Here is a 24,062-nt window from a genome sequence, read left to right on the forward strand (position 1 = left end):
GATCCGCCCCTCATCCGTGCTGTGCCGCCTGCCGGCGTACTGACGCAGGTCAGATTAACCGCCCGCCCTCGCCTCCAGTGCGGCGACCACCCATGCGAACTCCTCCCTGAACGCGGCCTCGGGCCCGGTGCCCTTCACCACGGCCAGCAGTTCCCGGTACCGGGCGATCCGGTCGGTGGTGTGCGTCCGCATCCGCTCCAGGACCACCGCCGGGTCCGCGTCCCCGATCAGCTCGCGCAGCACGCCCTCCGCCTCCGGCGAGCCGGGGTCGATGCCCCGGGCCCGCGCGTCCGCGCCGAGCCGGACGAGACGGCGCGCGAACCACAGGGACGCCCCCTCGGGTGTCTCCGGGCCCCGGTCGGCCGCGTTGAACTCGGCGGCGGCCCGCATCTGCGCCCGGAACTCCGGGTCCTGGAGCAGTTCGGCCAGCTCCACCCAGGCGTCCACCTGCTCGGGCGTGGGGTCCTCCGGCAGGTCCACGGCCGTGTTCCGCATCCGCTCGCGGATCATGGGGTCGGCGGTGTCGAGCCCCTGGAACGTCTCGTCCACGAACTCCTGGACGATGCGGGCCCGTTCGGCGGCGGAGAGCCGCGCCAGCTTGTTCATCAGTGTCGTCTCCTTTGCGGTCGAGCCGCGTCGCGCCACGGTCGACAGCACCGCGCGGGTCACCTTCAGCGAGCGGATCTGCGCGTCGAGCGCCGCCACGTGCGCGGCCGCCACCTGCGCGATCGTGGTCTCGCCCGCCAGGACGCGGCGTACCGCGGCGAGGCCGAGGCCCAGTTCGCGCAGGGTGCGGATCAGTTCGAGGCGGGCCACGGACGCCGCGTCGTACAGGCGGTAGCCGCCCGCGGACCGGGTCACCGGGGGCAGGGCGCCCTCGTCCGACCAGTAGCGGATGGTCCGCACGGTCAGTCCGGTGGCCCGGGCCAGCTCGCCGATGGTGAGCAGTCCGGTGCCGTCGTACGGGAGGTCTGGGGGATCTCCCCCGGGGCGGTGCGGCATGTCCGGAAGTCTGGGCCTTCCAGCGGGTGGAGACTCAAGCAGAGTCGTGAGACCCGGCCGTGCGGTCAGCGGAAGATGCCCGTGTGTCCCAGTGAGTAGCGGCCCGGCTGGGGGTACACCGCGAGGCCGTGCGGGCCGCTGCCCACCTTGATCCGGGCCAGCTCGCGGCCGGTGCGGGTGTCGATGGCGTACACCTCGGAGTCGTAGCGCCCGGAGAGCCAGAGGACCTTGCCGTCGGCCGAGACGCCGCCCATGTCGGGGCTGCCGCCGCCCGGCAGCCGCCACTTCTTCGTCAGCCGGTCCTGCGGGAAGCCGAAGACGGAGACGGTGCCCTCGCCCCGGTTGGAGATGTACATCTCGCGCGAGTCCCGGCTGACGTACAGCCCGTGGGCGCCCTTGCCGGTGGGCATCAGCGCGGGTTCGGTGAACCTGTCCCCGTCCAGCACCCACATGCCGTCGGCCGCCATGTCGGCGATGTAGAACGTCCTGCCGTCCGGGGAGATCTTCACGTCCTGCGGCATGGCGCCGTTGAACGGCAGTTTCCGCTGCGCGACGACCTCCATCCGCGCGGTGTCGACCTTCAGCAGTTCGCCGCTGAACTCGCAGGAGACGATGAAGTAGCGGCCGTCGGCGGAGAAGTCGGCGTGGTTGACGCCGTAGCAGCTCACCGGTACGGCCTTGACCTTCTTCATGGTGTGCGCGTCCCGGAAGACGAGCTGCCGGTCGAGGGAGGCCATCACGACCGCGTGCTCGCCGTCGGGCGTGAAGTACAGGTTGTAGGGGTCGTGCACGTCGACGGTCCGGCCCGCCTCGCCGGTCCTCGGGTCGATGGGCGTGAGCGTGTTGCCGCGGTCGTTGTTGACCCACAGCGTCTTCAGGTCCCAGGACGGGACGACGTGCTGCGGCTGGTCGCCGACCTCGATCGTCCCGACGACGTTGTACGTGGCCGGGTCGATGACGGTGACCGTGTCCGAGTTGGTGTTGGGGACGTAGACCCGGGAGGGCATGTCCCTGACCACCGGGGAGAGCCTGCCGGGCCGGTCGGCGGCGTAGACGTCCTTCGGGTCCAGCGGGGGCGGCATGCCGGGCAGCACGTCGGGCCGCCGCTCGCGCGGCTGGGCGGCGGCCCTGCTGCCCAGGGCCTCGTCGGCGTGTCTCCCTTCGGCGCCCGCGCAGCCGGCCAGCGCGGTCAGGGCGGCGCCCGCGGCCAGCGCGCGCTTGATGACGTTCCCGTGCGTCAGGTGCATCAGCTCAGCAGCTCCGTGGTGGTCACCGCGCGCAGCCCGCGGCGGTCGAGGTCGTCCAGGACGGCGGGGAGCGCGGCGACCGTGTCCGCGTACCCGAAGTGCAGGCTCACCACCGAGCCGGGCCCGGCCGCGGCGCCGATCCCGCGGCGCACGGCGGCGCCCGGCGAGGTGAAGTCGAGCGGGTCGACGTCGTACGACAGGACGTGCGGGTAGCCGGCGCGGCGGGCCAGCCGCTCGACCAGCGGGGTGGCGCGCGGGGCGCGCGAGGGGCGGAACCAGGTGCCGATGGAGCCGGTGAGCCGGCGCAGCCGGTCCGCGCAGCCGCGGATCTCGGCGTCCGCGTCCGCCTCGGACAGGGTGTTCACGGCTAGGGCGTGGTTGCCGAGGTCGTGGCCGCCGTCCAGGATCCGGCGGGCCGGCTCCGGGTGCTCGTCGAGCCAGGTGCCGACGGCGAGCACGGTGACCCGGGCGCCGGCCCGTTCGGCCTCGCCGAGCAGGGCGCGGGCCACGGCGGGATCGCCCTGGCCGTGGAAGGTGAGGGCGACCCGCGGCCGGGTGCGCGGACCGTGCTCGATCTGTACGGGCTGCCCGGGGAACCGCCGCAGCGCCGGCGCCCGCCGCACGGCGTGGGCGGCGGGCGCCCGGGGCGGGCCCGGCGTGCGGACCGCCGGTGGTACGCGGTGCGCGTCGGCGCCCGTCGCTGAGCAGGCGGCGGACAGGGCGCCGGCCGCGGCGAGCCCGGCGCCCGCGCGCAGCGCCGAACGGCGGTCGGTCGTGGTCACCGCACCATTTAAGGGCGGTACGAGGGGAAAGGTGCCGATTGACCTGTTCGGCGGGCGGGGCGGGTCGCGGGGCTCGGCGGCCGGCGTGGGCGACGGGGGACGGCCGCGGGTGGCCGGGGCCGTGGGCGGTGGGCGGTGGGGCGGACTTCGGCGCCCCTGGCATCCGGGGTCGGACTTCCGTAGCTGAGCCCGGGGTCCTGGAGCCCGGGGTCCTAGAGCCCGGGGTCCTAGAGCCCGGGGTCCTAGAGCCCGGGGTCCTAGCGCCCGGCGTCCTAGCGCCCGGCGTCCTAGTGGTCCGAGACGCGCATCTCGAACCAGGTCGTCTTGCCGCGCGGCAGCAGGTCGACGCCCCAGCGGCCGGAGAGCTTGTCGACGAGGAACAGGCCGCGGCCGCTCAGGTCCATCTCCTGGACCGGCATCAGACAGGGCAGGCCGCGGGAGGGGTCACGGACCTCGATGCGGATCCAGCCGCGGCGACGGCGCATCCGGAGTCCGAAGACCCGGGCGCCGGTGTGCCGTACCGCGTTGCCGACGAGTTCGGAGACGAGGAGCACCGCGTCCTCGGTCAGTCTGGGCGAGAGTCCCCACTGGCGCAGCACCACCACCTGGGTGAGCCGGCGCGCGGTGGCCGCGGACTCCGGGCGGGACGGAAGGGAAACCTCACCTTCCGTCGGATTGCCGAACAGTTCCAGCGCCTTCAGCGCCTGTTCGTCCTCGGCCGCAGGCGACCAGCGCGCCGCGGTCGCACTTCCGTGCCGCCGCGGCTGTTCGATACCCTCCAGCCCCGCCATGCCCCCATCATGGCCGTCCTGCGCTCCCTACGGGGCGGTTCCACAGGAATGCACCCCCTTGAAGCACCCATTCCGCAGTATTTGCTCGGCATATGCCAACGGTAAGAATCCGCTGGTCACAGCCTCCCTCACCTGCGACGAAGGGCGCTCGGGGGCATGTACCGGCCGTTACAGGAAAGCCGCTCTTAAGGCTGCCTTAAGGCTGCGACAACCAGCCCATCGGGGGACGCCGGGTGAGACGTCGCGTCAACTGCAAGTGGATCCCCGGAAGTTCACGACGCGTTTTTCACGGGCGTCCACCCGGCCGGCCCCGACCGCCCGTCAGCCGAACTTGGCCTTGCCCGGACCCTCCTCGACGAAGCTGCGCATCCCGCGCTCGCGGTCCTCGGTCGCGAACAGACCCGCGAACCAGTTCCGTTCGATCGCGAGCCCGGTCTCGATGTCGGTCTCCAGACCCGCGTCGACCGACTCCTTGGCGGCGCGCAGCGCGAGGGCCGGACCCTGCGCCAGCTTCGCGGCCCACGCGCGGGCCTCGGCGTAGACCTCGTCCGCCGGGACGACCCGGTCGACGAGGCCCAGTTCCCGCGCCTCGTCCGCCTTGACCATCCGGCCCGTGAAGATGAGGTCCTTGGCCTTGGAAGGGCCGATCAGGCGGGCCAGGCGCTGGGTGCCGCCTGCGCCGGGGATCAGGCCGAGCAGGATCTCCGGCTGGCCGAGCTTCGCGTTGTCGGCGGCGATCCGGTAGTCGGCGCAGAGCGCCAGTTCGCAGCCGCCGCCCAGCGCGTAGCCGGTGACCGCGGCGACGACCGGTTTGGGGATGCGGGCGACGGCGGTGAAGGAGTCCTGCAGGTCCCGGGAGCGCACGACCATCGCCGCGTGGTCCATCACCTGCATCTCCTTGATGTCCGCGCCGGCCGCGAACACCTTCTCGCCGCCGTAGAGCACGACCGCGCGGACGTCCGCGCGGCGGGTGGCCTCCTCGGCGAGTTCCCTGAGCCGGTCCTGCGTGGCGACGTCCAGCGCGTTCATCGGCGGACGGTCGAGACGGATGGTGCCGACGCCTTCGGCGACTTCGAGATGCACAGTCATGGCGCCAGGTTAGTGGCCGTTAACGACAACGGGTCCGGTGTGCTCCGTCACAGGAGCACACCGGACCCGCCGGGTCACGTGAGGCGTCGCGTTACGCCGTCCACTTCTCCCAGGACATGTTCCAGCCGTTGAGGCCGTTGTCCGGGTCGACCGTGCGGTCGTCGGAGTTCTTGACGATCACCACGTCGCCGACCATCGAGCGGTTGAAGAACCAGGCCGCGGCCACGCCCTTGTCGTAGCCGCCGCGCACGTCCTTCAGGCCGATGCAGCCGTGGCTGGCGTTGTAGTTGCCGAAGGCGTCGCCGCCCCAGTAGTTGCCGTGGATGAAGGTGCCCGAGGTGGTCAGCCGCTGGGCGTGCGGGACGTCCTTGATGTCGTACTCGCCGCCGTAGCCGACCGTCTCGCCGTTCATCCGGGTCACCGTGAGGCGCTCGGTGATGACCATCTGGCCGTTCCAGGTGTCGTAGCCCGGCTTGCCCGTGGTCACCGGGATGGTCTTGATGACCTTGCCGTCGCGCTTGACGGTCATCTTCTTGGTCTTCACGTCGACGGTGGAGACCTGGCTGCGGCCGATCGTGAACTTCACGGTCTTGGCCTGCTTGCCGTAGACGCCGGGCCGGCCCTCGACGCCGTCGAGGTTGAGGCTCACGGTGACCTTCGTGCCGGACTTCCAGTACTCCTCGGGACGGAAGTCGAGGCGGTCGTTGCCGAACCAGTGGCCCTGGACGTCGACCGCGGGCTCGGTCTTGATCGTGATGGCCTTCTCGACGTCCTCGGGGTGCGTGATGCCGCGGGTGAAGCGGACCGAGAACGGCATCCCGACGCCGACCTCCGAGCCGTCCTCGGGCGTGAAGTTGCCGACGAAGGTGTTCTTCGGGGTCAGTGTGGTGAAGGAGGAGTCCTCGGCGGCCTCGCGGCCGTCGGAGTCCTTCGCCACCGCGTGCACCTGGTACTTGGTGGCCGCCGCCAGATGGGTCGAGGGCGTCCAGCCCGCGCCCCCGTCGGTCATCTCGCCCGCTATCTCATTGCCCTTGGAGTCCTTGACCTGGACCTCGGTCAGCTTGCCCTTGGCCGCGGTCACCTTCAGGGTGCCGCTGGTCTCCACGTCACCGGCGCCGTTCTTCGGCGCTATGGTCACCACGGCCTGCGACGCCTTGGTGTCCGCCGTGTCCGAATCCTTGCCCTTGCCGCTCCCGGATCCTGAGTCCGAGCCGCCCCCGCCGCACGCGGTCACCGTAAGAAGCAGGACACCCAGCAACAGTGCCGGGATGCCCTTCCTCCGGTGTGTCCGCGCCCCAACCGACGCCCCCGATATCGGTCGACCGTTCAAAGTCGTTCTCCCCTCGCACGGCCTGCGTTCAGGCCCGCACTCCAGCGCGTCCCACGCGCGTATCGCGCTAATTAATCACACAGGCAGGAGCGATGGATCCCCGGGATTGTCACTGTTCAGTCCCAATACCGGCCAGGGAGAGGCGAACCGTGGGCCCTTCTGTGCGTACCCCTATGTCGGCCTACTTCCCCGCGGCGCCCGCTTTCCACTCCTTCCACCCCATGTTCCACCCTCCGAGGCCGTTGTCCGGAGCGACCTTTTTGTCATTGCTGCGGACGACCTCGACGACGTCACCGACGAGGCTGCGGTCGAAGAACCAGCCCGCGGGCGTCTTCGAGCTTCCGCCCTTGACGTCCCTGAGGCCCACGCAACCGTGGCTGACATTGGTGTTGCCGAAGGCGTCCTCGGCCCAGTAGTTGCCGTGCAGGAAGGTGCCGGACTCGGTCAGCCGCATCGCGTGCGGGACGTCCTTGATGTCGTACTCGCCGCCGAAGCCGACCGTGCGGCTGTTCATCCGGGTCATCTCGAGCATCTCGGTGACGACCATCTTCCCGTTGTACGTGGTCGTCTTCGGAGCGCCCGCCGTGATGGGGACGGTGGCGAGGAGGGCGCCGTCGCGGCGCACCTCCATGGTGTGCGCGGCGGCGTCGACGACGCTGCTCTGGCTCCGGCCGACGGTGAACGTGTACGTCCGGTCCTGGAGGCCGTAGACGCCGGGGGCCGCCGCCACGTCCCGCAGCCGCAGGTCCACCGTCACCTCGGTGCCGGGCCTCCAGTACTTCTCGGGGCGGAAGTCGACGCGGCCCCGGCCGAACCAGTGCGGGCGGATCTCCACGGCCGGCCGGGACTGCACACGGATGGCGCGCTCGACGGCGGCCCTGTCGCGGATCTCCCGGTTGAACTCCAGGGAGACGATCATCCCGGTGCCGACCGTGGAGCGGTTCTCCGGCGCCACGTAGCCGATGAACCGCTCGTCGGGGACGGCCGTCCGGAAGGTGCTGTGCCGCGCCGAGCGGCGGCCGCGGCCGTCCAGGGCGACCACGTCCACCGTGTAGCGGGCGGCGAGCGCCAGCCTCGGTTCGGCGGGCCGCCAGCTCAGGCCGTCCTCGGAGACCCGGCCGGGCACCGCGGTCTCCTGCGCGTCCTGGGACTTGACCACCTTCACCGACTCCAGCCGCCCGCTGGGCACCCGGATCTCCATCCGTGCGCCCGGGCGCACGCCCTTGCTCCCGTCGGCCGGCGAGACCCGGATGACGTCGTCGGCGGCGGGGGGCTTGCCCAGGACGTCGTCCATCCCGTTCGAGGTGCAGCCGGAGGCGGCGGCGACCAGGCCCGCCCAGGTCAGCAGGGCGGCCAGCGCGGCCCCGGCGCGCCGTGCGCGCATCGTTACGTGCATCACGCCGGACCCAACGACCATGCCCCTCCTGGGGAAACGTGAGTGCGAGCCACCGGGTGGGCAGAACAGGGGGGAGGACGACACGACGGGACGACACCACGGGGAGCCGCGGCCGGGGCGCCGGGACCCCCTTCGCCTGTTCTCCCTGCTTACCGGTCGTTCCGTCGAGCCGCGGGGAGGCTGACCTGTGTCGAGCGCAGCCGAGCAGGAGTCCGTCCAGGTCAGGCGCGCCGCGGGCGGCGGGGTGCCGGTACGCCGGGCCGCCACAACACAGGACGAGCGGCGCGGGGCGCCCGCGGTGTCCGTGTGGCCGGGCACGCCCACCCCGCTCGGCGCGCGCTTCCGGGTGGGGCCCGACGGGATCCCGGGGACCAACTTCGCGCTGTGGGCGGGCGGTGCGGAGGCCGTCGAGCTGTGCCTGTTCGACGAGGGGGACGAGCGGGACGGGGGCGGTGAACGGGACGAGCGCGGCGGATCGGGCCGGCAGACGCGGGAGATACGCGTCCCGCTCACCGAGCTGACGCACGAGATCTGGCACGGCTTCGTCCCCGGGGTGCTGCCGGGCCGCCGGTACGGCTACCGGGTGCACGGCCGCTGGGACCCGTGGACCGGCGCCCGCTGGAACCCGGCGAAGCTGCTCCTCGACCCGTACGCGCGCGCGGTGGACGGCGAGTTCGCGCTGCCGCCCGAGGTGTACGGGCATGTGCGCGACTGGCCGCAGCAGCACGTCGCCGACACCGTGCGCGACGAGCGCGACTCCGCTCCCTACGTGCCCAAGGGCGTCGTGGTCCACGACGACGCGCCCGACGACGAGTGGACCGACGACCGCCGCCCGAAGACACCGTGGGCGGACTCGGTGATCTACGAGCTGCACGTGCGCGGTTTCACCCGTACGCACCCGGACATCCCCGAGGAGCTGCGCGGCACCTACGCCGGGCTGGCGCACCCGGCGGCGATCGACCACCTGGTGCGGCTGGGCGTGACGGCGGTGGAGCTGCTGCCGGTGCACCAGTTCGCGCACGAGGACCACCTGCTGCGCCGGGGGCTGCGCAACCACTGGGGCTACAACTCCATCGGCTACTTCGCCCCGCACGCCGCCTATGCCGCCTCGGGCACCCACGGGCAGCAGGTCGGCGAGTTCCGGCGGATGGTGCGCGCGCTGCACGCGGCCGGCATCGAGGTCATCCTCGACGTGGTCTACAACCACACGGCGGAAGCGGGCGAACTGGGCCCGATGCTGTCCCTGAAGGGCATCGACAACCGCGGCTACTACCGGCTCCAGGCGGACCCCCGCCGGTACGCCGACTACACCGGCTGCGGCAACACCCTGCACGTGGTGCAGCCGCACGTACTGCGCCTGATCACGGACTCGCTGCGGTACTGGGTGACGGAGATGGGCGTGGACGGCTTCCGCTTCGACCTGGCCGCCGCGCTGGCCCGCTCGATGCACGACGTCGACATGCTCTCCCCGTTCCTCGCGGTGATCGCCCAGGACCCGGTGCTGCGCCGGGTGAAGCTGATCGCCGAACCGTGGGACGTCGGCTCGGGCGGCTACCAGGTGGGCGCCTTCCCGCCGCTGTGGACCGAGTGGAACGACCGCTACCGCGACGCCGTGCGGGACTTCTGGCGCGGTGCGCTGCCGGACGTACGGGAGATGGGCTACCGCCTCTCCGGGTCCAGCGACCTGTACGCGTGGGGCGGCAGGCGGCCGTACGCGTCGGTCAATTTCATCACCGCCCACGACGGGTTCACCCTGCGGGACCTGGTGTCGTACGAGCGCAAGCACAACGAGGCCAACGGCGAGGGGAACCGGGACGGCACCGACGACAACCGCGCCTGGAACTGCGGGGCCGAGGGCGGTACGGACGACGAGCGCGTCCTCGCCCTGCGCCGCCGCCAGTTGCGGAACCTGCTGACCACCCTGCTGCTGTCGACGGGCGTGCCGATGCTGGTGGCGGGCGACGAGTTCGGGCGCACCCAGCAGGGCAACAACAACGCCTACTGCCAGGACAACGAGATCAGCTGGGTCGACTGGTCCCTGCTGGAAGAGCCCGGCTGGCGGGCGCTGTTCGGGCTGACGTCCCGGCTGATCGCGCTGCGCCACGCGCATCCCGTGCTGCGGCGGCGGGCCTTCTTCTCCGGGCGGGCGCACTCCGCGGACGGGCTGCGCGACCTGGCCTGGTTCACGGCGCGCGGGACGGAGATGACCGAGGGCGACTGGTACGCGCCGGCCGCCACCCTCGGCATGTACCTGTCCGGGCGGGACATCCCGGGGCGGGACGCGCGCGGGGCGCCGGTCACCGACGACAGCTTCCTGGCGGTGCTGCACGCCGGCCACCGGCCGGTCCGCTTCGTCCTGCCGGGCCCGCCCTGGGCCTCGCGGTACGAGGTGGTGGTGGACACCGCGCGCGAGGAACAGCAGGAGCCGCCGGGTACACGGCACCCGGCGGGGACGGAGATCACCGTGCCGGGACGCACGGTGCTGCTGCTGCGGGTCGCGGAGTGACCCCGGGCCCGGCGTGGCCGGGCTCCGCCCCCGCGCGGGAAAACTCGGTGGGCGGTGTCAGTGGCGAACCGTAGGCTCGCTCCTGATGACCACCACAGCCCCCGCGCCCGAGGCACCGGCCGCCCGGCCCGAGCCCGCCACCGGGCCCTCGCCGAAGGGCGGTTCCACCGTCCGCAGCCTGCTGCGCCTGTGGCCGTACGTGCGGCCCGTGCGGGCGCGGCTGTCCTTCGCTGCGGTCATCGCCGTCATCGCCTCCTGTACGGGGCTGGTGTTCCCGCTCGTCCTGAAGTGGCTGGTGGACGGGCCGGTCGCCGACCGCGATCCGCGCGGTATCTGGCTCGGGGCGCTGTACCTGCTGCTCCTCGGGTTCGCCGAGGCGGTGCTGTTCGGGCTGCGGCGCCGGCTGGTGGCCCGGCCGCTGGCGCACGTCGAGGCGTCGATGCGGGCGGACCTCTTCGGGCACCTCCAGCGGCTGCCGGTCGCCTTCCACGACCGCTGGGCCTCGGGCCAGTTGCTGTCCCGGGGCACCACGGACCTGATGCTGCTGCGCATGTTCCTGGCGTTCCCGCTGACCTTCCTGCTGGTCAACGCCGTCACGATCCTGGTGGGCATGGCCATCATGCTGGCCCAGCAGTGGACCCTCGGCCTGGTGCTGCTCGCACCGCTGGTGCCGGTCGTCGCGGTCTGCACGCTCTTCGAGCGGCGCTACTCGCTGGTGGCCCGGCGGGCGCAGGACCAGGTGGGCGATCTGACCACGGTGGTCGAGGAGAGCGTGCTCGGCATCCGCATCATCAAGGGGTTCGGCCGCCACCGCAGCCAGGCCCGCGCGTTCCGCGAGCTGTCCGGGACCCTGCGCGGCACGGAGCTGCACAAGGCCCGGCTGCTCGCCTGGATATGGGCCGCCATCACCACGCTCCCCGAACTGGCCATCGGTGCGGCCCTGGTGCTCGGCACGGTCCAGGTCGCCGACGGCGGCCTCTCCGCCGGGACGCTGGTCGCCTTCCTCTCCACGGCCCTCGCGCTGCGCTGGCCCGTCGAGTCCATCGGCTTCCTGCTGGCCATGAGCCAGGAGGCGGCGACGGCGACCCAGCGGTACTTCGAGGTGATGGACGAGAGGGCGGAGGACGAACGCCCGGAGGACGACCGCCCGGACGGCGAGCCGGCTGCCGCCGCCGGGGGTACGGGACCCGAGGCCGTGTCCTCGTCCCGGTCCGCGTCCGACATGGCGCCCGGGACCGCCGCCGTCTCCGGCGGACTCCGTTTCCACCAGGTCGGGTTCCGTTACCCGGACGCCCCCGCGGACGCCGCCCCCGTACTCGACCGGATCGACCTGCACATCCGGCCCGGCGAGACGATGGCCCTGGTCGGCGCGACCGGCAGCGGCAAGACCACCCTGACCGCGCTCATCCCCCGGCTGCACGAGGTCACGTCCGGCCGGATCACCCTCGACGGCGAGGACATCACCCGGATGTCCCGGGCGGCGCTGCGCGAGCTGGTCGCCGTCGCCTTCGAGGAGCCCGTCCTGTTCTCCGCGACCGTCGGCCGGAACGTGCTCATGGGCGCAGCCGACACCGCGGGCGAGACGGAGCTGGACCGCGCACTGGCCGTCGCCCAGGCCGACTTCGCGCACACGCTGCCGCAGGGCACCGCCACCCAGGTCGGCGAGCAGGGCCTCAGCCTCTCCGGAGGCCAGCGCCAGCGCCTCGCCCTGGCGCGCGCGGTGGTCGGCAGTCCCCGTTTCCTCGTCCTGGACGACCCGCTCTCCGCGCTCGACGTGCACACGGAGGCCGCGGTCGAGGCGGCCCTGCGCCGGGTGCTGGCCCGTACGACGGCGCTGGTGGTGGCGCACCGGCCGTCCACGGTGCTGCTCGCCGACCGGGTGGCGCTGCTGTCCGGCGGCCGGATAGCGGCGGTGGGCACCCACCACGAACTGCTGCGGACGAACGCCGAGTACGCGTGGCTGATGTCGGGCGCGGCCGAGGACGGCGGCGCGCCCGCCCCCGTGTCCGCAGCGGTGACCGACGGCAGCGAGGAGGACCGATGACGGCGCCCGCGGCCACCGCGCCGGACAGCGAACCGGACGAGGAACGGCCCGTGCCCGCGCCCGCGCCCGCCGGCGGCTCGGACCCCTTCGACCGCGACGTCCTGCCCACTCCCCCGGGTGCCACGGCCGCGCTGCTGCGCTCGCTGCTCGGACCGCACCGCGCCCGCGTCGTGCTGACCACCGTGCTGCTGCTGGTCCAGCAGGCGGCGGTGCAGTGCGGCCCGCTCCTGGTGGCGTTCGCCATCGACCACGCCGTACCGGCGTTGCGGGACGACGACCGCGGTCCGCTGATCGCGGTGGCCGTCGCGTACCTGCTGTGCTCGGCCGCCTCCGGCGCACTCCAGTACGCGTTCGTCCGCGCGGCCGCCCGGGTCAGCCAGGACGTACTGCTCGACCTGCGCGGCCGGATCTTCCGGCACGCGCAGGCGCTGAGCGTCGACTTCCACGAGCGCTACACCTCGGGGCGGCTGATCTCCCGCTCCACGACGGACGTCGAGTCCCTGCGCGAGCTGCTCAGCGAGGGGCTCCAGGAACTCGTGATGGTGATCCTGTCCTTCGTCTACATATCGGCGATGCTGCTCTGGCTCGACCTGGCCCTGGGCGCCGCGGCGGTGGCCTCGTTCGTGCCGCTGTACGTGCTGGTACGGCGCTATCGGCGCCGCGCGGGCCGGGTGTACCGCCTGCGGTCGACCGCGATCGCCTCCGTCATCGTGAAGTTCGCCGAGACGATGAACGGCATCAGGCCGGTGCGGGCGTTCCGCCGCGAGGCGGCCAACGACGCGGAGTTCGGGGTGCTCAACCGGCGCCACGAGCGGACGAACGGCGACGCGCTGCTGGAGATGGCCCGCTATGTCGTCGGCTCCCGCCTGGTCGCCAACACGGCGGTCGCCGGGATGGTGCTGTGGGGCGCGTACCGGGTCTCGTCCGGCTCGCTGGAGCTGGGTGTCCTGGCGGCGGCGGTGCTGTACCTGCGCCGGCTGTACGACCCGATCGACCGGCTCGGCATGTTCCTCAACTCCTACCAGTCGGCGGCGGCCTCCCTGGAGAAGATCGCGGGGCTGCTCGCGCAGACGCCGTCGGTGCCGGAGCCGTCGGTACCCCGGGAGCTGCCCGCGTCCGGGTCGGAACACCCCGGCCGCGAGGTCGTCTTCGAGGGCGTCCGCTTCGCCTACCGCACCGGCGGTGAGGTGCTCCCCCGCTTCGATCTGGCGCTGCCCGCGGGGCAGACGGTCGCGGTGGTCGGCTCGACCGGCGCCGGCAAGTCCACCCTGGCCAAGCTGCTCGCCCGGTTCTACGACCCGACCGAGGGGCGGGTGCTGCTCGACGGGGTGGATCTGCGCGAGCTGCCGAACGCGGCGCTGCGCCGCGGTGTGGTGATGGTGACCCAGGAGGCGTTCCTGTTCTCGGGGACGGTCGCGGAGAACATCGCCATCGGCAGACCCGACGCCACGCCCGAGGAGATCGAGCGGGCCGCGAAGGCGATCGGCGCCCACGACTTCATCAGCGCGCTGCCCGACGGGTACGACACGGACGTCCGCAAGCGGGGCGGGCGGATCTCCGCCGGTCAGCGCCAACTGGTCGCGTTCGCACGGGCGCTGCTCGCCGATCCGGCGGTGCTGATCCTCGACGAGGCGACGAGCTCGCTGGACATTCCCGGTGAACGGGCCGTGCAGCGCGCGATGCTGACCGTGCTGCGGGGCCGTACGGCCGTCGTCATCGCGCACCGGCTCTCCACCGTGGAGATCGCCGACCGGGTTCTGGTGATGGAACACGGCCGGATCGTGGAGGACGGCACACCCGCGCAGCTCATCGCCGGCACGGGCCGTTTCGCCGACCTGCACCAGGCGTGGCGGGAGAGCCTGGCCTGACGGGGGCGTTCTCCGGGATCGGCCGGGACAAGGCCCTGCGGATCTGGTACCGGGCGCTCACCACGAGCTTCGCCTCGACCGCCGACTACGCGGCGGCCCGCACCCGCACGCCGGCGGCGGCGAGCTGTACGGCACGACGAGCGCCGAGTACAAGGCGGTGCAGGACGCCTGGGCGGGCGTCGCCGTCGGCTCGCGCTCGGGCGGCGGCACGGGCGGCACGTCGTTCGAGAACACGGCCGACGTATCGATTCCGGACAACGGCGCGGCGGTGACCTCGTCGGTCACGGTCTTTGGCCGTACGGGCAACGCGCCGGCGAACCTCGCGGTCACGGTGGACATCGTGCACACCTGGCGCGGTGACCTGGTCGTCGACCTGGTGGCCCCGGACGGCTCGGCGTACCGGCTGAAAAGCTTCGGCTCCACCGACTCGGCGGACCATGTGAGCCAGACCTACACGGTCGACGCGTCCTCCGAAGTGGCCAACAAGGTCTGGAAGTTGAGAGTGCAGGACCAGGCGTCCCAGGACACCGGGTACATCAACGGCTGGAAGCTGACCTTCCCGTAGGCCAGGCCGTCCGGCAACCGGTACAGGGCGCCGTCCCGGAGGTTCGACCCCCCGGGGCGGCGCCCTCATTTTGCCCTTTCCTGACCCGGACTTGATTGCCCCTTGGAACATGATCGAGTCCGCATTCCGCACAGCGATCTTCACTCAACGGACGCTTTTCGGCCAAGCTTCGGATGCACTCCTGACATGTACGCGCCCCGGGTGTCACTCTTCCACCGCACGGCACAGCGCACCGCAACTTCGCACCTTCCGCCCGGCCTCCCCAGCCGGGTGGTCGCCCCCACTCAAGGAGCTTGTTGTGACCCCCATCTACGCGCGTCACAAGCGCACCACTCTGGCCATCGCCACCGCTGTCGCGGCCGGAGCCCTGCTCACCACCGGTATGACCACCGGTGCCTCCGCCCAGCCGGCCGCCCCCTCCGCGGGTACCCTCTCCGCGGCCCCGGTGCAGCTCTCCGCCGCGGCGCGCACGACCCTCATCCAGCAGGCCGACGCGGGCGCCGCGCGGACCGCCGACGAGATAGGCCTCGGCTCCGCCGAGAAGCTGGTCGTCAGAGACGTCGTCAAGGACGCGGACGGCACGGTGCACACCCGCTACGAGCGCACCTACGACGGTCTTCCGGTCCTCGGCGGCGACCTCGTCGTCCACGAGAGCAAGTCCGGCGCGACGCGCAGCGTCACCAAGGCCACCAAGGCGGCCATCGAGGTCGACTCGCTCAAGCCCGCCGTCACCGCGAAGAAGGCCGAGACCCAGGCGCTCAAGGCCGCGAAGGCGGCCGGCTCGGAGAAGACCGCGGCCGACGAGGCCCCGCGCAAGGTCGTCTGGGCCGCCACCGGCGACCCGGTCCTCGCCTACGAGACGGTCGTCGGCGGCCTCCAGGACGACGGCACCCCGAACGAACTGCACGTCATCACCGACGCCGCCACCGGCGCGAAGCTCTACGAGTACCAGGGCATCGAGACCGGCACCGGCAAGACCCTGTACTCCGGCACGGTGACGCTCGGCACCTACAAGAGCGGCTCGACGTACCAGCTGTACGACACCACGCGCGGCGGCCACAAGACGTACAACCTGGCGCACGGCTCGTCCGGCACCGGCACCCTGTTCACCGACGCCGACGACGTCTGGGGCACCGGCGCCGCCTCCAGCTCCTCCACGGACCAGACCGCGGCCGCCGACGCCGCCTACGGCGCGCAGGAGACCTGGGACTTCTACAAGAACACCTTCGGCCGCAACGGCATCAAGAACAACGGCGTCGGCGCCTACTCCCGCGTCCACTACGGCAACGCGTACGTCAACGCGTTCTGGGACGACAGCTGCTTCTGCATGACCTACGGCGACGGCTCCGGCAACACCCACCCGCTGACCTCGCTCGACGTCGCGGGCCACGAGATGAGCCACGGCGTCACCTCCAACACCGCGGGCCTCAACTACAGCGGCGAGTCCGGCGGCCTCAACGAGGCCACCTCCGACATCTTCGGCACCGGCGTCGAGTTCTACGCCGCCAACAGCAACGACGTCGGCGACTACCTCATCGGCGAGGAGATCAACATCAACGGGGACGGCTCCCCGCTGCGCTACATGGACAAGCCCAGCAAGGACGGCGCCTCCGCCGACTACTGGTCCTCCAGCCTGGGCAGCAAGGACGTCCACTACTCGTCCGGCGTCGCCAACCACTTCTTCTACCTGCTGTCCGAGGGCAGCGGCAGCAAGACCATCAACGGGGTCACGTACAACTCCCCGACCTACAACAGCTCCACGCTCACCGGCATCGGCCGGGACAAGGCCCTCCAGATCTGGTACAAGGCGCTGACGACCTACATGACGTCGACGACCAAGTACTCCGGCGCCCGCACCGCCACCCTGTCGGCGGCCTCGGCGCTGTACGGCTCCAGCAGCACGGAGTACGCGGCGGTCAAGGCCGCCTGGACCGCGGTGAACGTGTCCTAGTCGCGTCGCCCGGCCGTGTCGTAGCCATCGGCGACACAAACAGTCGTACCGGCGGTACCCGGGGAGCAGACATTCCCGGGTACCGCCCTACGCTGTCCCCCATGCCCTTCACGTACGAGGACGTGGGCGCGACCCGCGAGGACCGCTGCCCACCGGGCTTCAACCGACTGCACGTCCGCAGCCGCATCGGCGAGGGCGAGGACGTCTTCCGCAGGGCCTCCCAGGCGCTGCTGACCTGGGAGATGCACCGCAAGGTGGGTGTCGCCGTGACCGCCGACGCGGACACGGCGGCCCCGGGTGTGGACGTCACCGTCGGTCTGGGCCCGATCAAGGCACCCTGCCGGGTCGTCTGGAAGACGGAGGAACCCCGCCGCATCGGCTGGGCCTACGGGACGCTGCCCGGTCACCCGGAGTGCGGCGAGGAAGCCTTCGTGATCGACCGGACCGGTGACGGCACCGTCTGGCTGACGGTGACCGCCTTCAGCCGGCCGGCCAAGTGGTACACCCGCGCGGGTGGTCCTGCGACGCGCGGCCTCCAGCACATGTACGCCCAGCGCTGCGGAGCGGTACTACGCCGCCTCTGCGAGGGCCTGGGCGAATAGCCCGGGGCCCCTGCCCGACCCGGCGGGACCGCCGCCCGACAGGCGGGACCGCCGCGCGGATCCGCGGCGCGCGGCACGGCGGAACCGCCGCCGGGGGCTGCGGCGCCCGGTGCGGCAGGACCGCCGTCCGGACCCGCGTCACCCGGTGGCGCGGCAGAGCCGCCGTCCGGACCCGCGCCGCACGGCTCAGCGGGACCGCCGCCCCGATCTGCGCCGACCGGTGCGGTCCGCGGGCCCCGTCACCGCAGGAGCACCCCCGCGCCCTCGCCCGTCTCCTCCGACGGGACCGCCACCAGGCCCAGCTCCGCGGCCGAGGCCAGCAGGCGGTGGGTCGGGAGGATGCGGACGGTGTAGCCGAACGGGCCCGTGCGGTCCAGGGAGAGCGGGCCCTCGTAGATCCAGCGGCCCTCCAGGTCGGGGCCGCCGGCCGGCTTCAGCGGTGCCGTCGTCACGTCCCCGATCCGGTCCTCGGAGTCCACCCGGCCGGAGACCGCCTGCACCTCGACGTCGTCGGGGCCGAGGTCGGCCAGGTCCACCCGGACCCGGAGACCGAGCGTCGTGCCGAGTTCCGCGGTGGTGGCCGCGGCCGACGTCTCCACGTGGTCGACCGCCACCCGGGGCCAGGCCGCGCGGACCCGGGCCTTCCAGTCGGCCAGTTCCCGCGCGGTGTCCGCGGTCAGCGCGCGGTGCGCGCGGGCGGCCGGCGTGTACAGGCGCTCCACGTACTCCCGGACCATCCGCCCGGCGAGCACCTTGGGGCCGAGGTGGGTGAGGGTCTGGCGGACCATCTCGATCCAGCGGTCGGGCAGCCCGCCCTCGCCGCGTTCGTAGAAGCGGGGGGCGATCCGCCGGGCGAGCAGGTCGTAGAGGGCGGCGGCCTCCAGGTCGTCGCGGCGGTCGTCGTCCGTCGCCGTGCCGTCCGCGGTGGGGATCGCCCAGCCGAAGTCCGGCTGGAACCATTCGTCCCACCAGCCGTCGAGCACCGACAGGTTCAGACAGCCGTTGAGGGCGGCCTTCATCCCGCTCGTGCCGCACGCCTCCAGCGGGCGCAGCGGGTTGTTCAGCCAGATGTCGCAGCCCGGGTAGAGCTTCTGGGCCATCGCCATGCCGTAGTCGGGCAGGAAGACGATGCGGTGGCGCACCCGCGGGTCGTCGGCGAACCGCACCAGCTCCTGCACCAGGCGCTTGCCGCCGTCGTCCGCCGGGTGCGCCTTGCCCGCGACGACGATCTGCACCGGCCGCTCGGGATGCAGCAGCAGCTCCATCAGCCGGTCCCGGTCCCGCAGCATCAGCGTCAGCCGCTTGTACGAGGGGACGCGGCGGGCGAAGCCGATGGTGAGGACGTCCGGGTCGAGCACGCCGTCGATCCAGCCGAGCTCGGCCGTGCCCGCGCCGCGCTGCCGCCACGACGCGAACAGCCGTTCCCGCACCTCCGCGACCAACTGCTCGCGCAGCTCCCGGCGGAGCTCCCAGATCTCCTGGTCGGGGATGTCGGCCACCGCGTCCCAGCGGTCCGAGGCGCCGACGGTCAGCGCGTCCCGGGTGCGCTGCGCGCCGATCTGCCGGGCGCCGAGCCGGAAGACCTCGGGGGCCACCCAGGTGGGCGCGTGCACCCCGTTGGTGACCGAGGCGATCGGCACCTCCTCGGGATCGAAGCCCGGCCAGAGCCCGGCGAACATCTCCCGGCTGACCTGGCCGTGCAGCAGCGACACGCCGTTGGCCCGCTGGCCGAGCCTGAGGCCCATCACGGCCATGTTGAACAGGTTGGGCTCGCCGCCGGGGTAGGTCTCCATGCCGAGCTGGAGGATCCGCTGGACGTCGATGCCGGGCAGTTCGGCGTCGGACCCGAAGTGGCGGGCCACCAGTTCCCGGTCGAAGCGGTCGATGCCCGCAGGGACCGGGGTGTGCGTGGTGAAGACGGTGCCGGCCCGGACCGCCTCGAGAGCGGCGTCGAAGTCGAGTCCGGTCTCGCACAGCTCTGCGATGCGTTCAAGACCGAGGAACCCGGCGTGTCCCTCGTTCGTGTGGAAGACCTCGGGCCGGGCGTGGCCGGTGAGCCGGCAGTACGTCCGCACCGCGCGCACCCCTCCTATGCCCAGGAGCATTTCCTGCAACAGCCGGTGCTCGCTGCCGCCGCCGTAGAGCCGGTCGGTCACCCCGCGTTCGCCGTGGTCGTTCTCCTCGGTGTCGGAGTCGAGCATCAGCAGCGGGACGCGGCCGACCTGGGCCAGCCAGATCCGGGCGTGCAGCCGGCTGCCGCCGGGCAGGGCCAGCGACACCTGGGCGGGGGTGCCGTCGGGCTCGCGCAGCAGGACCAGCGGCAGCTCGTTGGGGTCGAGCACCGGGTAGTGCTCCTGCTGCCAGCCCTCGCGGGACAGGGACTGCCGGAAGTAGCCGTGCCGGTAGAGCAGCCCGACGCCGATGAGCGGCGCACCCAGGTCGCTGGCCGCCTTGAGATGGTCGCCGGCCAGGATGCCGAGACCCCCGGAGTACTGGGGCAGCGCGGCGGTGATGCCGAACTCGGGCGAGAAATAGGCGACGGCCGCGGGCAGTTCCGCCGACTGCGCCTGGTACCAGCGGTCGCCGGTCACGTAGTCGTCGAGGTCTTCGGCGGCCGCGGCGAGCCGGCGCAGGAAGCGGCGGTCCTCGGCGAGCTCGGCAAGGCGCTCCGGCGGCACGCTGCCCAGCAGCCGTACGGGGTCGCCGCCACAGGCGGCCCAGCGCCCGGGGTCCACGGACTGGAAGAGATCACGGGTCTCGGCATGCCACGACCAGCGCAGATTGCGTGCCAGGTCGCTGAGCGGGTGAAGGGCTTCGGGAAGTACGGGTCGGACGGTGAACCTGCGGATGGCCTTCACGTGTTCCACCTTCACGGAGGACGTAAGCGGCAGAGGACGCACCTGCGTGTGCGTCCTCGTCACCCCCGACGTTAGCGGCGCGAGCGCGTCCGCAACCACGGCGCACGGCGGGACACGCGGTTCAGGTGAGCGCCGGTCGGGCGAGTCCGGCGGGAAATCGCCGGATCCCGGTACCCACCTCCTTGTGCGGTATGGCCGATTCCGCCCACGTGTGCGGCCTTGTGGTGCTTCGCCCCTCACGAAATGCTCGCAGTGGCGTACCGGCCGGTCTCGCCGCCAAGGGGAGGCGCAGCCATGGTCCGTGCGTCGAGTTGAGGAGGGGAACTCACCCATGCCAGAACCGCCACGGACTCGGTCCAGGCGTCTGCGCCGGGCGGGGGGTCTCACCGCGGCCACCACGGCCGTGGTGCTTTCGGCCATCACGCTGCCCGCGCACGCCGCCCCGGAAGGGCGGATAGCCGGGGCCGGCGCGTCCGGCGCAGTCCAGGGAAGTTACATCGTCACGCTCGAGGAGGGCACCAGGGCCCCGTCGGCGGCTGGCAAGAGCATCGCCGAGAAGTACGGGGCGAGAATCAGCCACACGTACGGCACGGCGCTCAACGGGTACGCGGTGCGCGCCGACGAGCGGCGCGCCCGGCGGCTCGCGGCGGACCCCCGCGTCGAGTCCGTGGTCCAGGACACCACCGTGGGCCTCGACCACTACCAGAAGAACCCGCCGAACTGGGGCCTGGACCGGATCGACCAGCCGGCCCTGCCGCTCGACCGCGGCTACACCTGGCCGGAGTCGGCGGGCGCCGACGTCACGGTCTACGTCATCGACACCGGCATCCGGATCTCGCACCGGGACTTCGGCGGCCGGGCCGCCTACGGCTGGGACTTCGTCGACAACGACCGCACCGCCCAGGACGGCAACGGGCACGGGACGCATGTCGCCGGCACGGTCGCGGGCACGGCGTACGGGGTCGCCAAGAAGGCCCGCGTGGTCGCCGTCCGCGTGCTCGACGACGAGGGGTCCGGCACCACCGCGCAGGTGATCGCGGGCATCGACTGGGTCACCCGGCACGCGAAGAGGCCGGCGGTGGCCAATGTGAGTCTGGGCGGCTTCGCCAACGCCCAGCTCGACGCGGCCGTACGCAATTCGATCGCGTCCGGCGTCACCTACGCCGTGGCGGCCGGCAACGATGGACTTCCGGCCACTTTGTACTCGCCCGCGCGCGTCCGCGAAGCGGTCACCGTAGGCGCCACGACCAGGGCGGATGCCCGTGCGGACTTCTCCAACTTCGGTCCCGCCCTGGATGTGTTCGCCCCTGGCGTAGCGATCACCTCGGACTCGTCGAAGAGCGACACCGGCAAGGCGACGCTCTCGGGTACGTCGATGGCATCGCCGCACGTCGCGGGGGCTGCCGCGCTCTATCTGGCGGACCACGAGGAGGCCACGCCGGCCCAGGTGGGCAGGGCGCTGGTCCGGCGGGCGGCCCACGGGGTGGTCACCGGCGCCGGTCCGGGCTCCCCGGACGGACTGTTGCAGGTCAACAACCCATAACGGCACACGAAGCGTGCCCCGGCCGCCGGCCGGGGCACCGGACCGGCCTCGTCCGCTCCCGGACGAGGCCGGTCTTGTGCGCAGACATACGCGTGAGTAGTTAACAAAGTGCCGGATTGCGCACCCGAATAAGGTGGGAAGGCTCCTCCGGTATGCCCCGCAGGACCCACCTCCCCACCCCTCATCCGCCCACCCACGTTGACGCGGACAGGAGCGGTCATGCCCGCCTCGCACCACACGTCTCCACCCCCGACGGCGACCCCCGAAGTGCGCCCCCCGCGCCGGGTCGACGCGGGTCCCCCGGCCGCGGAGCAGCCAGCCGCGACCCGTACGACAACCGGCACGGCAGGTACGACAACCGGCACGACGGACACGACGGCCGGCACGGCGGACACGGCGGCCGGCCCGACGAGTGTCGGGCGCATCCCGGTGCTCGACGTTCGGCCCCGCGTGGCCCAGGGGCGGCGTCCCGCCAAGGCCGTGGTGGGCGAAACGTTCACCGTGTCGGCCACCGTCTTCCGGGAAGGGCACGACGCGGTCGCCGCGAACGTCGTCCTGACGGACCCCGAGGGCCGTACCGGCCCCTGGACCCCGATGCGCGAACTGGCCCCCGGCACCGACCGCTGGGGCGCCGCCGTCTCCGTACCGGCTGCGGGACGGTGGACGTACGCGGTGGAGGCCTGGGGCGACCCGGTGACCACCTGGCGGCACCACGCGAGGATCAAGATTCCGGCGGGCATCGACACCGAACTCGTCCTGGAGGAGGGTGCGCGCCTCTACGAGCGGGCCGCCGACGGGGTGCCCGGCAGAGACGGGCGGGCCGTCCTGCGGGGTGCCGTGGAGGCGCTGCGCGACACCGGACGCCCGGCCGCGGCCCGGCTCGCCGCCGCGCTCACCCCCGAGGCGGACGCGGTGCTCGCCGCCAGTCCGCTGCGCGAACTGCTCACGTCGTCCGAGCCGTTGCCCCTCCAGGTGGAGCGGGAGCGGGCGCTGTACGGCTCCTGGTACGAGTTCTTCCCGCGCTCCGAGGGCGCCGAGGTCCGCGAGGGCCTGCCCCCGGTGGGCGGCACCTTCCGGACCGCCGCCGAGCGGCTGCCCGCCATCGCGGACATGGGCTTCGACGTGGTGTACCTCCCGCCCGTCCACCCGATCGGCACGACCTTCCGCAAGGGCCCGAACAACACCCTCTCCGCGGGCCCGTACGACGTCGGGGTGCCGTGGGCGATCGGCTCGCCCGAAGGCGGGCACGACGCGGTGAACCCGGAGCTCGGCACGCTCGACGACTTCGACGCCTTCGTGCGCCGCGCGTCGGATCTCGGTCTCGAGGTCGCGCTCGACTTCGCGCTCCAGTGCTCCCCCGACCACCCGTGGGTGGAGAAGCACCCCGACTGGTTCCACCACCGCTCCGACGGGACGATCGCCTACGCGGAGAACCCGCCGAAGAAGTACCAGGACATCTACCCGATCGCCTTCGACCAGGACATGCCGGGGCTGGTGGCCGAAACGCTGCGCGTCCTGCGGCACTGGATGGCGCACGGGGTGCGGATCTTCCGCGTCGACAACCCGCACACCAAGCCGGTGGTGTTCTGGGAGCAGGTGATCGCGGACATCAACCGCACCGACCCGGACGTGATCTTCCTGGCCGAGGCGTTCACCCGGCCCGCGATGATGCACACCCTGGCGGCGATCGGCTTCCAGCAGTCGTACACCTATTTCACCTGGCGCAACACCAAGGAAGAGCTGACCGAGTACCTCACCGAGCTGTCCGGTGAGGCGGCCGCCTACATGCGGCCCAATTTCTTCGTCAACACCCCCGACATCCTGCACGCCTATCTCCAGCACGGCGGGCGGCCCGCCTTCGAGGTGCGCGCGGTGCTCGCCGCCACCCTCTCCCCCGCCTGGGGCGTATACAGCGGCTACGAATTGTGTGAAAACACCCCGGCCCGGGAGGGCAGCGAGGAGTATCTGAACTCCGAGAAGTACGAGCTGCGGCCGCGCGACTGGGCGGCCGCCGAGCGGGAGGGGCGCACCATCGCCCCGTTGCTGACCACGCTGAACGCGGTCAGGCGGCGCAGCCCGGCCCTGCGGCAACTGCGCGACCTGCACTTCCACCAGACCGACAAGGAAGCGGTGATCGCCTACTCCAAGTCCGCCGCGGACAGCCGTGGACCGAACACGGTTCTGGTGGTGGCCAACCTCGACCCTCACCACACCCAGGAGGCCACGGTCTCGTTGGACATGCCGCACCTCGGCCTGGACTGGCACGAGACCGTGCCGGTGCGCGACGAGCTCACCGGCGAGACCTACCACTGGGGCAGGGCCAACTATGTGCGCCTGGAGCCGGGCCACCGGCCCGCACACGTCTTCACCGTCCTGCGACCGTCCACACCGCAGATCGGAGGGTCACCCACAACATGATCGTCAACGAGCCCGTCCCGGACACCTTCGAGGACACCCCCGCCAAGGACCGCGACCCGGAATGGTTCAA

Annotated in this window: 15 protein-coding genes and 1 pseudogene; 8 read left to right on the forward strand and 8 right to left on the reverse strand. The window is 72.2% G+C overall.

The window, feature by feature from the left end; translation table 11 throughout:
- Positions 1-54 precede the first annotated feature (54 nt).
- The 7 genes from ACFV6E_RS25320 to ACFV6E_RS25350 all read right to left on the reverse strand — a co-directional run bounded on the left by ACFV6E_RS25320 (position 55) and on the right by ACFV6E_RS25350 (position 7,625).
- Positions 55-1,002 (reverse strand): MerR family transcriptional regulator, encoded by a 948-nt coding sequence (locus ACFV6E_RS25320; protein ID WP_385162989.1) that lies wholly within the window; start codon positions 1,000-1,002, stop codon positions 55-57.
- 65 nt (positions 1,003-1,067) lie between these two features.
- Positions 1,068-2,249: a YncE family protein gene (locus ACFV6E_RS25325; RefSeq protein WP_385162991.1), complete on the reverse strand. Its 1,182-nt coding sequence runs from the start codon at positions 2,247-2,249 to the stop codon at positions 1,068-1,070.
- Entirely contained in the window at positions 2,249-3,031 is a 783-nt protein-coding gene (locus ACFV6E_RS25330) for a polysaccharide deacetylase family protein (RefSeq protein WP_385464820.1), read from the reverse strand. The genes ACFV6E_RS25325 and ACFV6E_RS25330 overlap by 1 nt, the downstream gene beginning before the upstream one ends.
- A gap of 287 nt (positions 3,032-3,318) precedes the next feature.
- Complete coding sequence (locus tag ACFV6E_RS25335; protein WP_385464822.1) at positions 3,319-3,822, reverse strand: ATP-binding protein; 504 nt, start codon at positions 3,820-3,822, stop codon at positions 3,319-3,321.
- Positions 3,823-4,143: 321 nt separating this feature from the next.
- Positions 4,144-4,911, reverse strand: a complete 768-nt coding sequence (locus ACFV6E_RS25340) for an enoyl-CoA hydratase/isomerase family protein (RefSeq protein WP_385162997.1) — start codon at positions 4,909-4,911, stop codon at positions 4,144-4,146.
- 91 nt (positions 4,912-5,002) lie between these two features.
- Positions 5,003-6,241 carry an Ig-like domain-containing protein gene (locus ACFV6E_RS25345; protein WP_385464825.1) on the reverse strand — a complete coding sequence of 413 codons (1,239 nt, stop codon included), beginning with the start codon at positions 6,239-6,241 and terminating at the stop codon, positions 5,003-5,005.
- 181 nt (positions 6,242-6,422) lie between these two features.
- Positions 6,423-7,625: an Ig-like domain-containing protein gene (locus tag ACFV6E_RS25350; RefSeq protein WP_385464828.1), complete on the reverse strand. Its 1,203-nt coding sequence runs from the start codon at positions 7,623-7,625 to the stop codon at positions 6,423-6,425.
- Positions 7,626-7,824: 199 nt separating this feature from the next.
- Here ACFV6E_RS25350 and glgX point away from each other — a divergent pair, with 199 nt between their 5' ends.
- The 6 genes and pseudogenes from glgX (at position 7,825) to ACFV6E_RS25380 (ending at position 17,173) form a co-directional block, all read left to right on the forward strand.
- Positions 7,825-10,143 carry a glycogen debranching protein GlgX gene (gene glgX / locus ACFV6E_RS25355; RefSeq protein WP_385464831.1) on the forward strand — a complete coding sequence of 773 codons (2,319 nt, stop codon included), beginning with the start codon at positions 7,825-7,827 and terminating at the stop codon, positions 10,141-10,143.
- Between the two features lie 85 nt (positions 10,144-10,228).
- The gene (locus ACFV6E_RS25360; protein ID WP_385163005.1) at positions 10,229-12,187 is read left to right on the forward strand and encodes an ABC transporter ATP-binding protein; all 1,959 of its coding nucleotides are present in this window, start codon (positions 10,229-10,231) and stop codon (positions 12,185-12,187) included.
- Positions 12,184-14,055, forward strand: coding sequence for an ABC transporter ATP-binding protein (locus tag ACFV6E_RS25365; protein ID WP_385464834.1), 1,872 nt, complete (start codon positions 12,184-12,186; stop codon positions 14,053-14,055). The genes ACFV6E_RS25360 and ACFV6E_RS25365 overlap by 4 nt, the downstream gene beginning before the upstream one ends.
- Before the next feature lie 11 nt (positions 14,056-14,066).
- A pseudogene (locus ACFV6E_RS25370) lies at positions 14,067-14,620 on the forward strand (proprotein convertase P-domain-containing protein); the annotation flags it as partial.
- A 298-nt stretch (positions 14,621-14,918) separates the two neighbouring features.
- Positions 14,919-16,571 carry a M4 family metallopeptidase gene (locus ACFV6E_RS25375; RefSeq protein ID WP_385163009.1) on the forward strand — a complete coding sequence of 551 codons (1,653 nt, stop codon included), beginning with the start codon at positions 14,919-14,921 and terminating at the stop codon, positions 16,569-16,571.
- 101 nt (positions 16,572-16,672) lie between these two features.
- The gene (locus ACFV6E_RS25380) at positions 16,673-17,173 is read left to right on the forward strand and encodes a DUF1990 family protein (protein WP_385163011.1); all 501 of its coding nucleotides are present in this window, start codon (positions 16,673-16,675) and stop codon (positions 17,171-17,173) included.
- 239 nt (positions 17,174-17,412) lie between these two features.
- Here ACFV6E_RS25380 and ACFV6E_RS25385 read toward each other — a convergent pair whose 3' ends face one another.
- Positions 17,413-20,031 carry a glycosyltransferase family 1 protein gene (locus ACFV6E_RS25385; RefSeq protein ID WP_385464837.1) on the reverse strand — a complete coding sequence of 873 codons (2,619 nt, stop codon included), beginning with the start codon at positions 20,029-20,031 and terminating at the stop codon, positions 17,413-17,415.
- Positions 20,032-20,362: 331 nt separating this feature from the next.
- On the opposite strand from ACFV6E_RS25385, the gene ACFV6E_RS25390 reads away from it, so the two are divergent.
- Positions 20,363-21,574, forward strand: coding sequence for a S8 family peptidase (locus tag ACFV6E_RS25390; RefSeq protein ID WP_385163015.1), 1,212 nt, complete (start codon positions 20,363-20,365; stop codon positions 21,572-21,574).
- Positions 21,575-21,793: 219 nt separating this feature from the next.
- Positions 21,794-23,992 (forward strand): alpha-1,4-glucan--maltose-1-phosphate maltosyltransferase, encoded by a 2,199-nt coding sequence (locus ACFV6E_RS25395; RefSeq protein ID WP_385464839.1) that lies wholly within the window; start codon positions 21,794-21,796, stop codon positions 23,990-23,992.
- Positions 23,993-24,062 lie beyond the last annotated feature (70 nt).

The organism is Streptomyces sp. NPDC059785, from assembly GCF_042732375.1.
In the GTDB taxonomy this organism is placed as follows: domain Bacteria; phylum Actinomycetota; class Actinomycetes; order Streptomycetales; family Streptomycetaceae; genus Streptomyces.